This is a genomic window from Amycolatopsis sp., assembly GCF_036008905.1.
Classification (GTDB): Bacteria; Actinomycetota; Actinomycetes; order Mycobacteriales; family Pseudonocardiaceae; genus Amycolatopsis.
On record NZ_DASYMU010000133.1, the window covers coordinates 15,833 to 29,087 of the forward strand.

8 protein-coding genes and 1 pseudogene are annotated in these 13,255 nt (G+C 67.6%); 5 read left to right on the plus strand and 4 right to left on the minus strand.

The annotated features are described in order from the left end of the window. Window positions 1-108: 108 nt before the first annotated feature. From VGP60_RS23115 to VGP60_RS41780, 3 genes and pseudogenes are all read left to right on the plus strand, one after another. On the plus strand, window positions 109-1,749 hold the full coding sequence (locus VGP60_RS23115; RefSeq protein ID WP_327550152.1) for an ABC-F family ATP-binding cassette domain-containing protein: 1,641 nt from the start codon (window positions 109-111) through the stop codon (window positions 1,747-1,749). A gap of 106 nt (window positions 1,750-1,855) precedes the next feature. Continuing rightward, window positions 1,856-2,446 carry a DinB family protein gene (locus tag VGP60_RS23120; protein WP_327550153.1) on the plus strand — a complete coding sequence of 197 codons (591 nt, stop codon included), beginning with the start codon at window positions 1,856-1,858 and terminating at the stop codon, window positions 2,444-2,446. Window positions 2,447-2,570: 124 nt separating this feature from the next. Next, window positions 2,571-3,606 (plus strand): annotated as a pseudogene (locus VGP60_RS41780) (DUF222 domain-containing protein). 15 nt (window positions 3,607-3,621) lie between these two features. Here VGP60_RS41780 and VGP60_RS23135 read toward each other — a convergent pair. The 4 genes from VGP60_RS23135 to VGP60_RS23150 form a co-directional block, all read right to left on the minus strand. Then, window positions 3,622-4,230 (minus strand): dihydrofolate reductase, encoded by a 609-nt coding sequence (locus VGP60_RS23135; RefSeq protein ID WP_327550155.1) that lies wholly within the window; start codon window positions 4,228-4,230, stop codon window positions 3,622-3,624. A gap of 73 nt (window positions 4,231-4,303) precedes the next feature. Next, window positions 4,304-5,134 (minus strand): helix-turn-helix domain-containing protein, encoded by an 831-nt coding sequence (locus VGP60_RS23140; protein ID WP_327550156.1) that lies wholly within the window; start codon window positions 5,132-5,134, stop codon window positions 4,304-4,306. 144 nt (window positions 5,135-5,278) lie between these two features. Further along, on the minus strand, window positions 5,279-5,752 hold the full coding sequence (locus VGP60_RS23145) for a carboxymuconolactone decarboxylase family protein (protein ID WP_327550157.1): 474 nt from the start codon (window positions 5,750-5,752) through the stop codon (window positions 5,279-5,281). 244 nt (window positions 5,753-5,996) lie between these two features. Continuing rightward, window positions 5,997-6,944, minus strand: a complete 948-nt coding sequence (locus tag VGP60_RS23150) for a methionyl-tRNA formyltransferase (RefSeq protein WP_327550158.1) — start codon at window positions 6,942-6,944, stop codon at window positions 5,997-5,999. A 133-nt stretch (window positions 6,945-7,077) separates the two neighbouring features. Between VGP60_RS23150 and VGP60_RS23155 the strand changes: the two genes are divergently transcribed. Together VGP60_RS23155 and VGP60_RS23160 are read left to right on the plus strand one after the other, a co-directional pair. Then, complete coding sequence (locus VGP60_RS23155) at window positions 7,078-8,412, plus strand: lysine N(6)-hydroxylase/L-ornithine N(5)-oxygenase family protein (RefSeq protein WP_327550159.1); 1,335 nt, start codon at window positions 7,078-7,080, stop codon at window positions 8,410-8,412. Continuing rightward, window positions 8,409-13,255 (plus strand): non-ribosomal peptide synthetase (locus VGP60_RS23160; RefSeq protein ID WP_327550160.1); only part of this gene is annotated, 4,847 nt, incomplete at its 3' end. The genes VGP60_RS23155 and VGP60_RS23160, both read left to right, overlap by 4 nt.

Consider the following 13,255-nt stretch of genomic DNA (forward strand, 5'->3'; position numbering starts at 1 on the left):
TCTTCTCCCTTGCCAACGCCACCGGTGACCGTCGGATGACGGTCCGTGCCGGGCCAAGCCTAGCGAGGTTCGGAGGCGCGCACAGGCCCCCGTAGACTGCTGAGTCTCATGAGCGCAACACTCGTCGCGAAGGACCTCGCCGCCGGGCACGGTGACCGCGTCCTCTTCTCCGGTCTTGATCTCGTCGTCGCTCCCGGGGATGTCGTCGGGCTCGTCGGGGTGAACGGCGCGGGCAAGTCCACGCTGCTGCGCACCCTCGGCGGCCTCGTCGCCCCCGAAGCCGGCACCATCCGGCTCAGCCCGCCGACGGCCACCGTCGGGCACCTCCCGCAGGAGCCCGAGCGGCGGGTGGGGGAGACCGTCCGCGGTTTCCTCACGCGCCGAACCGGCGTCGCCGTGGCACAGGAAGCCCTCGACGCCGCGACCGAAGCCCTGGCGGCCGAGGTGATCGGCGCGGACGACCTCTATGCCGACTCGTTCGAGCGCTGGCTCGCGCTGGGCGGCGCGGACCTGGACGAGCGCGCCGAGGGGGTCGTCGCCGAACTGGGCCTGACGGTGAGCCTCGACCAGCCGATGACGGCGCTGTCCGGCGGCCAGGCGGCGCGCGCCGGGATGGCCTCGCTGTTGCTGAGCCGGTACGACATCTTCCTGCTCGACGAGCCCACCAACGACCTCGACCTGGATGGTCTGGACCGCCTGGAGAAGTTCGTCACCGGCCTGCGCGCGGGCACGGTGCTGGTCAGCCACGACCGTGAATTCCTGACGCGCACGGTGACCCGGGTCGTCGAGCTGGACCTCGCCCAGCAGCAGGTCCGCGCGTTCGGCGGTGGCTACGGCGCGTACCTCGAAGAGCGCGAAGTCGCCCGGCGGCACGCGCGCGAGGAGTACGACGAGTACGCGGACACCAAGGCTTCGTTGGAAGCCCGCGCCGGGATGCAGCGCGGGTGGATGGAGAAGGGCGTCAAGAACGCTCGCCGGAAGGCGCCGGACAACGACAAGATCGGCCGGAAGTTCCGCTCGGAGGCGACCGAGAAGCAGGCGTCGAAGGCGCGGCAGACCGACCGGATGATCGAGCGGCTCGAAGTCGTCGACGAACCGCGCAAGGAATGGGAACTACGGCTCGAGATCGCCGCCGCTCCCCGCGCCGGTGCCGTCGTCTCGGTGATGCGCGGCGCGACCGTTTCGCGGGGCGAGTTCACGCTGGGCCCGGTCGACCTGCAGATCGACTGGGCGGACAAGGTCGCGATCACCGGTGCCAACGGTGCCGGGAAGTCGACGCTGCTCGGCGCGATGCTGGGCCGGATCCCTTTGACCGCCGGGAATTCCTCGCTCGGCCCCGGTGTGGTCGTCGGCGAGGTCGACCAGGCACGGAAGCTCTTCCTGGGCGACGAGCCGTTGTTCAAGGCTTTCGCCCTCGAGGTCCCCGAGCTCGCCGACGCCGAAGTCCGGACGCTGCTGGCGAAGTTCGGTCTGAAGTCGGCGCACGTCATGCGCCCGGCGGACACGTTGTCGCCGGGGGAGCGGACTCGGGCGGCTTTGGCGCTGCTACAGGCTCGCGGGGTGAACCTGCTGGTGCTGGACGAGCCCACGAACCATCTGGATCTTCCGGCGATCGAGCAGCTGGAGTCGGCGTTGGCCGAGTACCCGGGGACGCTGCTGCTGGTGACGCATGATCGGCGGATGCTGGACGCGGTGCAGACGACGCGGCACATCGAGGTCGCCGATGGGCGCGTTGTGAGCCGGTCATGATCTGCCGAAAGGTCGACGCCGCCTGAGTGGGTTTACGAACTCGGGCGTATGTCTCTCGGGGTCCGCACTGCGGATTGCGCTGGAGCGGGTGGCAGGCTCATGCCCCATGATCGATGGCTACGCGAAGACGCAACTGCACGACGACCTGCGCTGGACACGTGAGGCGATGCTTTCGAAGCTCGACGGGCTCTCCGAATACGACGTCCGTCGCCCGCTGACCCCCACCGGGACCAACCTCCTCGGCCTGATCAAGCACCTGTCGACGTGGGAGGCCAGGTACTTCGGCGAAGTCTTCGGCCGGCCGTTCCCGGAACCCCTGCCGCGGTGGGACGACGAGTCCGCGCGCGGCACCGACATGTGGGCGACCGAGCACGAGACACGCGCCGAGATCGTCGACCGCTATCGGCGCGTGGGGGAACACTCCGACGCGACGATCACCGCTCTCGACATCGACGCCTCCGGTCACGTGCCGTGGTGGCCACGCCCCGACGTGAGCCTGTTCAACGTCCTGGTCCACAGGCTCACCGAGACCAGCCGGCACGCCGGCCACGCCGACATCCTGCGCGAACAGCTCGACGGCGCGGTGGGGATCGACTCGGTAAGCGCAGTCCAGGACGCGGCCTTCTGGGAGAACCGGCGCGCGGAAATCGAGCGGGCCGCCAGAGTCGCCGATCCGGCTGGGACCGAGTCGCGATAGAAATCCGAGTCGCACTGCAATTCGTTGCCAGCTAAGGAAGTTTGCCGCATTGTTGGGCAATGGTTTTTTTGAAGCGGTATCAAAAGTGTGAATAGGACTTTGCTGGGCTCTTGAGGAGGAACGCATTGAAGAACTGTCCGATCTCGAGGTGATCCATGCGGTGATCGCCGCCCGGCAGTGGGAGTGTCGTGCGCAGGCGATCAAGCTCCGGCTGCTGGGGCGGTTGAGCCGCCTGCGCAACCGGTCGCGATCGGTGGCCGACGAGCTCGCTCCGGAACTCCGGATCTCGCGTCAGGCCGCGCAGGTCGAAGTCGCCGTCGCGGAAGCGTTGCCACGCCCGCCGAATCTGCTCAAGGCCATGGACGCCGGTGAGCTCGACGTGGGCAAGCTGCGCCGAGCATCCGAGGCGACCGCGCTGCTCTCCGACGATCGGGCTCGCAAGGTCGACGAGATCGCCGCCAAGCGAATCGGCGATAAGAACCCCGGTGCGTGGCGGAAAGCGCTGGCGCGGGTAGTCCGGCAGGTCGATCCGAAGGGGGTTCAAGATCGCACTGAAGCCCGCCGCAAAGATCGCAAAGTCGAATTGATCCACGAACCCGATTCCATGGCCTCACTCTGGCTGTATCTCCCCGCCGAAGTCGCTTCGACGGAATCACCGCGCAGGTGTTCATCCACGTGCCCGTTGACGCCGCCCTCAAGATCGACGACCAAGGATGCGAACTGACCGGTCACGGCCCCATCCCGGCCGACGTCGCCCGCGGCCTGATGAACGACCCGAACAGCGTGCTGCGCAAGGTCGTCACCGATCCGGTCACCGGCCACGTCCGCGATGTCGGCCGCACCCGCTACCGCCGCCCGCGGCGATGGACGACGTCGTCCGGATCCGCGACCGGACATGCCGGATGCCAGGCTGCTCACGTCCGGCCCAACGCTGCGACGGCGATCACGCCCAAGCCTGGTCCGAGGACGGTGTCACAGCCACGCACAATCTCTGCTGCCTCTGTCGCTACCACCGTGAGCTCAAGGACGAACCCGGCTGGGACTTCACCTACAACGGCGACACCGGCGAACTCGTCGTCACCACACCCGCGGGTCGCACACACCGCTCCCTGCCGGAGCCGCTCGTCGAACCTCTGGAGAACGACCCGCCACCGTTCTGAGCTCGGCGACCAGCGCTACCGGCGCACTTTGAACCCCAGGTGCAGCACCCGGTCACCCTGGATGACCACGTGGGGATCTTCCAGCAGGTGCTGCCCGTCGATGCTGCCGAAGAAACGTTTGCCCGACCCGAACACCACAGGCACCACGTCCATCGCGACCTCGTCCACCAGACCGGCCGCGAAGATCTGACCGCCCACGTCACCGGCGTTCACCGCGACGGTTCGCTCGCCGGAGAGCTCCTGGGCCTTGCCGATCGCGGCCGCCACACTGTCGACGAAATGGTAGGACGCTTCGGGGTGCCAGCCCTCGGGCTTAGGCCGGTGGGACACCACGACCACATGGTCTCCCGCGGGCGGCTTACCCTCCCAGCCGTTGACCAGGTCGAACAGGGTGCGGCCCATCACGATCGTGCCGATCGCCGCCCAGATCGGCCGGACGTACTCCGCCGACGCGCGTGAGACCTTGAGCCTGTTTCCGGTTCCGGAATGGTCGTGCTGCTCGTCGTCTCCGGTGAGCGGCGTGTCCCCACTGAAGTACCACTCATGGAGTGGCCCGACGGCGTCGTTCCGGTCGGCGATGAAGCCGTCCACCGACACCACGTTGTGCATGATCACTGTGCCCACAGGTTCTCCTCGAGTCTCCTTGCGTGTTCGCACGCCATCTTGTCGCCCCGGGGGCGAGTGGGCTTGTAAAAAATCAATCAGCGGGCATCGGCGGGAATCCCTGTTCGGCGGGGAATCGGCGTCGCAGGGTCAGGTACTCCGTCGGGGTGTGGCCGGTGAAGTCCTTGAACTCCTTGCTGAGGTGGGCCTGGTCGAAGTAGCCCGCAGTGTGAGCGAGCTCCGACCAGTCGACCGGACGCAGGGCGTCCACGGACAGGATCAGCCGCGCGAAGCGGTAGATCCGCGCCACCCGCTTCGGGGTGACCCCGACATGGGACTTGAATTGAGTGGCCAGGTGATTGCCACTCACCCCGGCGGCGTCGGTCAGCGCACCGACCGGGACCGCGCCGTGGGAAGTCGCCAGCCGCCCGGCCGTGTGCTGGACCAGGCCGAGACCGCGCGGCGGTGCCCCGGCAAGTCGCGACAGCAGCTCCGCCTCCACCAGGCGCAGCGTCTCGGTGGCCGACGTGCTGTCGCCGACCTGGTTGCGGATCCGGTCCAAAGACCGTTGCCAGACATCGTCGACCGGCACCCAGCGGTCCCGCAGTTCGGTGGCGGGCATGTCGACGAACGGCGACATGCCCCAAGGCTTGAAGTGCACCCCGACAAGCCGCACCCGCCGGGGGTACTCGAACACGAAACGCCTGGTCCACACACCCATGAACCACCCGTCGGCGAACACCGCCGGCGGCACCGAAGGGTCGGAATCCCACAGGCGGACGGGTTCGCCCAGGTTGACGAACAGGTGTGCCGACGGCATCGGCGGGACGGTCATCAGACGGTGGCTCGGCACCCCGGTCAAGCAGTAGACGTCGTCGACGAACCGGTCGAGCGGCGGGGCGGGCACCTGGCCGACGTACTCCATAGCCCCAGTGTGGCCGACGCAGCCGGACGTCATCTGTCGACATCACGTGATACCCCGCGTCCGCAACGCCAGCTGTCGACAGATGGTGAAGGTGGGTGAAGCCCTAGACACGCCGAGTCGTCTGCAGCCGGGTACCGGCGCGGGCTAGCCGAACTGGCCGGGCTGGTAGTCGCCCGCGGGCTGCCGCACCATGACGTTCACCCGGTTGAAAGCGTTGATGAGGGCGATGCCCAGCACCAGGGTGGCGAGCTCGTTCTCGTCGTAGTACTTGGCGGCGTTCGCCCAGGCGTCGTCCGTGACGCCGCCGGCCGCGTCGGCGATGCGGGTGCCCTGCTCCGCGAGTTCCAGGGCGGCGCGTTCGGCTTCGGTGAACACCGCCGCCTCCCGCCAGGTCGCGACCAGGTTGATGCGCGTCGGGGTCTCCCCGGCCGCTGCGGCTTCCTTGGTGTGCATGTCGAGACAGAAGCCGCAGCCGTTGATCTGGCTGGCGCGGATCCTCACCAGCTCCTGCGTCGCGGGCGGCACAGTCGAGTCCGCGAGTGCCCTGCCTGCCGCGGTGATGTGCTTCAGGGTCTTGGCCGCGACGGGGTTGTCGAAGCGGTTCAAGCGGGCGTCCATGATGCGACTCCTTGCCGTTGTCGGTGCTTCCACCGACTTGACGAAGGAGCTTGGCAAGATGTGACAGCTAGCCCGCCCGCCGTGGTGGAGAAGCTCGACGGCCATTGGCGCATTACCGCCGCCCGATAAATAGCGCGCGCCGAAGCGAAGAAAGCGCAACACTGTGCGCATGATCAAACGCGAAGTATCTCAGGAAGACGCCGTTATCGGAACCGCCAAGGTCGCCATCACGAACTGAAACCCCTCACGGATGGGTCGTGAGGTAACCGCCCATTTTCGGGAAGAACTCGATCGCGTCGTGTTCGACGCCGTCTTCGGTGCGGACCCGTTCGATGACCAGTCCGCGGCTTCGGCCATGGCGGGCTTCGGTGCCGGCGACGATGACGATTCCCTTGCCCTCACGGATAAAGATCCGGCCGGGGGTGCCGCCGTAGCAGGCTTCCGACACTGACGCCGTGGTGATCCGGATGCGTTCGCCCTTGTGGAAGGTGAAGGCGTTCGGGTACGGGTCGGACTGTGCGCGGATGAGCCTGTCGAGGTCTTCGGCGGGCCAGGTCCAGTCAATTCGGCTGTCTTCCAAGGAACGTTTGTGGAAGAAGCTCGCTTTGCCGCGGTCCTGTTTTGCCCAGTCCGTCTTTCCGGATTCGATCAGCGCCAATCCGTCGGTGGTGATCGGGCCGATCAGGTCGACGGTCTTGTGGAACAGGTCGGTGGTCGTGTCGCGGGGGCCGACCTCGACCGAGCGTTGCAGCACGATGTCGCCGGCGTCGAGTTCGCCGTCCATCATGTGGGCGGTGACGCCGACCTCCTTCTCCCCGTTGATCAGGGCCCAGATCAACGGGGAGAAGCCCGCGTAGGCGGGCAGCAGTGAGTCGTGGATGTTCAGCGTGCCGTGCAGCGGCAAGGTGAAGATCTCCGGCGGGAGCCAGGTGCGCCAGTTGTTGGCGACCATGATGTCGAGATCCGCCTCGCGGAGCTTGGCCAGCAGTTCTTCGTCGTCGGGCCGGTTGCGCAGCAGCACCGGGATCCCGTTCTCCTCGGCGAGGTCGGCGACGGAGTCGGACCAGATCTTCTCGTAGGCGTGCTCGCTCTTCGGGTGTGTGACGACCAAAGCCACCTCGTGGTCCGAGTCGATCAGCGCCTGCAGCGTGCGGTGGCCCCAGGTCTGGTAGCCGAACATCGCGACCCGCATGGGTCCTCCTCAGGTCAAGGGATGAACATCACGCCCGAAGGTACTAGGCCAGGCTCACCTAAGTTAGGTTAGGGTTTCCTCTGTCTGGAATCGATGTATCGAGCTTGCGGTACGGCCGCGCGATGGGACCTCAATGTCACAAGCAGTTGCCGGTGATCGGATCCCGGTCTACGACGTCGTCGGTGTGGGTTTCGGACCCTCCAACCTCGCACTGGCCATCGCTTTGACCGAGCACAACGCCGCTGTCGGCGCCGAGGAGACCATCACCGCGCACTTCCTGGAGCGGCAGCCGAAATTCGGCTGGCACCGGGGGATGCTCATCGAAAACGCCACGATGCAGGTGTCCTTCCTCAAGGACCTGGTGACGATGCGGAACCCGAACAGCGAGTTCAGTTTCCTGACCTACCTGCAGGCCAAGGGCCGTCTGGTGGACTTCATCAACCACAAGACGCTCTTCCCGCTGCGGATCGAGTTCCACGACTACTTCGAGTGGGCCGCCGCGCAGGTCGATGACCTCGTTTCCTACGGCTCAGATGTCGTCGCGGTGCGCCCGGTGACCGAGGACGGCGCCGTGACGTACTTCGACGTCGAGGTCGCCGACCGAAGCACGTTCCGCGCGCGCAACCTGGTGCTGGGCACCGGTCTGCGCCCGAACCTGCCCGAGGGCATCACCCGCAGCGACAAGATCTGGCACAACCACGAGCTGCTGCACCGGCTCGAAGGCCTTCGCGAGACCCAGCCGAAGCGGTTCATGGTGGTCGGTGCCGGTCAGAGCGCGGCCGAGGTCAGCGCGCTGCTGCACGAGCAGTTCCCGCACGCCGAGGTCTGCGCGGTTTTCTCCCGTTACGGCTACAGCCCGTCGGACGACAGCGCCTTCGCGAACCGGATCTTCGACCCCGAAGCCGTCGACCAGTTCTACGGATCGTCCGACGCCGTCAAGCAAAAACTGATGGACTACCACGGCAACACCAACTATTCCGCGGTCGACATCGAGCTCATCGACGACCTCTACCGCCGGATCTACCGCGAGAAGGTCCAGGGCATCGAGCGCCTGAGGCTGTTCAACGTCTCCCGCCCGGTCGACGTCGTCGAGACCGCCGACGGCGTGCGCGCGACCATCGAATCGCTCACCACCGGTGAGCGGACCGTGCTGGAATCCGACGTCGTCGTGTACTCCACCGGCTACCGCCCGGCCGACCCGACGCCGGTGCTGGGCGAGCTCGCCGAGTACTGCAGCCGTGACGAAGAAGGCCGGGTCCAAGTCGAGCGCGATTACCGGCTGCGGGTCGAGCCCGCTGTGCGCGGCGGCATCTACCTGCAGGGCGGTACTGAGCACTCGCACGGCATCACGTCCTCGCTGCTGTCGAACACGGCCGTCCGCGTGGGCGAGATCGTGGAGTCGATCGTCGCGCGGCGCGAGGTCGTCAGCGAACCGGAGTACGCCGTGAGCGGTACCGCGTCGGCATGAACGAACGCTTCGCACTCTCTGCCGACAGGGTCACCACCGGCCACAAGCTCGCCGTCGAGGCAGGGACCGGGTTTTCGCGCGTCCTGATCGCCGCGGTCGCCGTCTGTCTCGACCGGCTGACCGGGGAACAGGATCTGGTCCCCGGCTTGGTGATCCGTCAGGAAATGACGGCCGTCGAGGTGGTTTCCGCGGTCGCCGCGATCCTTGGGGACGAGGGCGACGTGCCGTCCGACGTCGAGCACGAGCAGCGGGTGCTGGCCGTGTTCGACGCGATGGCGGCGCATCCCGACCGGCCGATCGGGACCATCGAACTGCTGACCGATGACGAGCGCGCCCAGGTGCTCGTCGAGTTCGGCACTTCGCCGTCGGAGTGTGTGGAGCTGTCGTGGACGACGGCGTTCGAGCGGGTCGCGGCCCGTCAGCCGGATGCCGTCGCGATCGTCTGTGAGAACGAGCAGCTGACCTACGCCGAGTTGGACGCCGCGGCGAACCAGCTGGCGAGGTCGTTGCGGGCGCGGGGTGTGCGCGCCGAAGACGTCGTCGCGGTGGCGATGCCGCGGTCGATCAACCTGGTGGTGGCGCTGCTCGGCGTTATGAAGGCCGGCGCGGCGTACCTGCCGCTCGATCTCGACCACCCCGAGGACCGCGTCGCGTTCATGATCACCGACGCCGGAGCCCGGATTGTCGTCACCACGGCTGAGCTGGCGGAACTTTTGCCTGCGGAGCCCGATGTAGCAGTGTTGCGAAGCGACTCCATCGGGGGTGGTGGTCGGGCGACGGGCGGGCGGATGCTGCTTGACGTTCGCCCGGAACCCGAACAAGGGGAGCCGCTCGAACCGATCACAGACCTCGCGCGTGCGGCATACGTGATCTACACCTCCGGCTCCACCGGCAGGCCCAAGGGTGTGATCCTGTCGCACGACGGGATCGGCAGCCTGATCTCGACCGCGGCCGAGCGGATCGGCATCACACCGGACAGCCGGGTCGTGCAGTTCGCGTCGACCGGGTTCGACGTGACGGTGTGGGATCTCGTGATGTCGCTGTGCGTCGGCGGCCGTGTGGTCATGGTCCCGGCCGAGCGCCGCGTCGCGGGTCCCGAGCTGACCGAGTACATCGCGGAACACCAAGCCACCCATATGATTTTGCCGCCCTCGCTGGTGGCCGCGTTCCCGCACGACTGCCACCTGCCCGACGGCGCTGTCCTGATCGTCGGGACCGAGACCGTGCCGCCCGAGCTGATCGCGCGCTGGTCGGAGACGCTGCGCGTGGTCGCTGCCTACGGGCTTACCGAAGCGACCGTCAACTCGACGCTGTGGCTCGCCGAACCCGGTTGGCAAGGCCCGATCCCGATCGGCAAGCCCGACCCCAACACCCGTTGCTACGTCTTGGATTCCGCGCTCCGGCCGGTTCCGGTGGGCGTCGAAGGCGAGTTGTACGTCGGTGGCCGTGGTCTCGCGCGCGGGTACGTCGGCCGCAGCGGGCTGACGTCGGAACGCTTTGTCGCGGACCCGTTCACGGACCCAGATGTGACAGCGTCGCGGAGCGACTCCGTGGGGGGTGGTGGTCGGGCGACGGGCGGGCGGATGTACCGCACGGGCGATCGCGTTTCCTGGCGTCCTGACGGAAACTTGGACTTTTACGGCCGCGCGGACCACCAGGTCAAGATCCGCGGTTACCGCATCGAGCCCGGTGAGATCGAGTCGGTGCTGGCGGCGCACGAAGCTGTCAGCCGCGTGGCCGTGGTGCCGCGCGAGGTCAAGCCCGGCGACAGGCGGCTCGTGGCGTACATCGTGCCCGCGCTCGCCGCGCCCGCCGAGCGCGATGTCGCCAAAGAACAAGAGCAGGTCGGCGAGTGGAAGGGCCTGCACGAACTGCTGTACGCCGTCGCGGACCACGATCCGTTCGACGAGGGTTTCACCGGCTGGAACAGCATGTACGACGGCGAACCGCTGCCGCTCGACGACATGCGGTCCTGGCGCGCGGCCACTGTGGAGGCCATCACCGCGCTGAAACCCCAGCGGGTGCTGGAAATCGGTGTCGGCAGCGGGCTGATCTTGTCGAAGGTCGCGCCGGATTGTGACGCCTATTGGGGTCTCGACCTCTCCGAAGAGGTCATCGGCCTGTTGCAGCGGCGGGTTGCCGAGATCGACACGCTCGCCGATCGCGTTGAGTTGCGCGCCCAGCCCGCGCACGACTTCGACGGCCTGCCCACGGGTTTCTTCGACACCGTGGTGATCAACTCCGTCGCCCAGTACTTCCCGAGCGCGGACTACTTCGTCGATGTCGTCACCAAGGCAATGGACCTCCTTACCCCGGGAGGCTCGCTGTTCGTCGGCGACGTCCGGAACCTGCGACTCCTGCGGACCTTGCGTGCCGCGGTCGAGACCCGCCGGTCCGACGCGGTGTCCACGGGCATGCTCGACGCGTCCGTCGCCTGGGAGGGCGAGCTACTGCTCGACCCCGACTTCTTCCCGGCTCTCGGGGAAAAGCTCGGCGCCGGGGTCGACGTCCGGATCAAACGGGCTCGCTATCACAACGAGCTGAGCCGCTACCGCTACGACGTCGTCCTGCGCAAGGGCGTGGTCCAGGAACCGGTGACTATCCCTGAACTGGTGTGGGGCAAGGACATCAGCGACCTAGACGAGCTCGCCGCACGTCTGGAGAAGACACGGGCGACCGGCTTGCGCGTCACCGGTCTGCCCAACGCCAGGCTCGCCGAAGACCTCGAAGCGCTGCGCTCGGTCGACGGCGAACCCGTTGTCGCAGACGTCCTGCTCGACCCGGAAACGTTGACAGATCTGGGAACCGGGCTCGGTTACGAGACCGCGGCCACGTGGTCGGGTGACGCTGTCGACGGTAGTTTCGACGTGCTCTTTGCCCAAGAAGAGCTTCAAGGCTTCTATCGCACTGGAGCGGCAAGGAACTTGGCGAACACTCCGTCGCCGTTCCGCGATCCCGCCGCGCTGATGAGGGCCTTGCGCGCGTACGCCGATGACGCCCTGCCGAGCTACATGGTCCCAGCCGCGTTCGTGCCGCTCGACCGGCTTCCGTTCATGCCCAACGGAAAGCTCGACCGCGCCGGGCTGCCCGCGCCCGACTTCGGCGCCATGAGCACCGGCCGCCCGCCGCGCACCCCGCGCGAGGAACTGCTGTGCGGCATCTTCGCCGAAATCCTCGGCCTGCCTTCGGTCGGCATCGACGACGACTTCTTCGTGCTCGGTGGCGACAGCATCCTGTCGATCCGGCTCGTTCTCGGTGCGGCCAAACATGATTTGACCGTCACGCCGCGCCAGATCTTCCAGCACCGGACCGTCGAAGCGCTCGCCGCGCACGCCGAGGTCCGTGTCGCGCGTGTGTTGGACGCGACGCCACTCGTACAGCTGAGCCAGGACGAGTCGGCGTCCTTCGGCGAGTTCGAGGAAGTGCTCCCGGTTTCGCCGCTGCAGGCGGGTTTCTACTTCCACGCCGAGTTCGACCGTTCGGTCGCGGACGTCTACACGATCCAGGAGGTGTTCGACCTCGCCGGGCCGGTCGACGCCACCGTTCTCCGCCGCGCGGCCCAGGATCTGGTCGACCGGCACTCGTCGCTCAGGTCGTCGTTCCGTCAGCGCGCCGACGGCCAGGTCCTGCAGCTCGTCCACGCCTCCGTGCCGGTGGCCTGGCGAGTCGCGGAAGGTCCCGTCGAAACGGAACTCGCCGCGGACCGCGACCGGCGGTTCGAGCTGGACCAGCCGCGGCTGATCCGGTTCACCCTGATCAAACTGGACGAGGAGCGCAGCCGGCTCGCGATCACCTTCCACCACATCGTCGTCGACGGCTGGTCCGTGGTGGTCATGGTGCGCGAACTGCTCGCGGGCTATGGCGCGTCCGGAACGCTGCCCCCGGCGAGTTCCCGGCACGAGTACCTGCGCTGGCTGGCCGGCCGCGACGACGAAGCCGCGCGCGTCGCGTGGCGTGACGCGCTGGCCGGGATCGACGAACCGACCCGGCTGGTCGAGGCACCCGCCACGGTCCGGCGCCCGGAGAAGCTGCACGTCCGGCTCCCGGAGTCGGTCACCGCGGCCCTCGGCACCCGCACCCGCGAACGCGGGCTGACGCTGGGCACGGTTCTGCACGGCGCGTGGGGGCTGCTGCTCGGACGGCTCACCGGCCGCACGGATCTCCTGTTCGGCAGCACGGTATCCGGCCGCGGAGCCGAAGTCGACCGCATCGAGTCCGCGGTCGGGTTGTTCATCAACACGTTGCCGTTGCGGCTCAGGTGGTCGCCGGAATCGTCGATCGGCGACACGTTCGCACGGTTGCAGGAGGAGCAGGCGGCACTGCTCGACCATCAGCACCTCGGCCTGGCCGAGCTGCAGCGGATCGCGGGCATGGGCCAGACCGAGCTGTTCGACACGCTCGTCGTCGTCGAAAACTATCCCCGTGAAGGGGAAACCGATGCCGCGCTGCGGGTCACCGGGGTCGAGATCACCGATGCCGTGCATTTCCCGGTCGCGCTGATCGTCAGTCCCGCCCGCGCGCTGGAGTTCACGCTCAAGTACGACGCCGCCCGGCTCGGCGGCACGGCGGCGGACGAGCTGGCGCAACGGTTCGTGCGTGTGCTCGGAGCCGTCGCCGCCGATCTTGAGCAGCCGATCGGCGGGCTTGACCTGCTGTCCTCTGTGGAACAAGGTCAGCTGCACGAGCTCAACGCCACCGCCCGCCCCGTGCCGGATCACACGCTGGCACAGGCGTTCGAGGCGCAGGTCGCCCGGACGCCGGACGCGATCGCGGTCCTCTTCGAGGACGAGCAACTGTCCTATGTGGAGCTTGACGCGCGGGCCGAGGCGCTCGCGCGACGGCT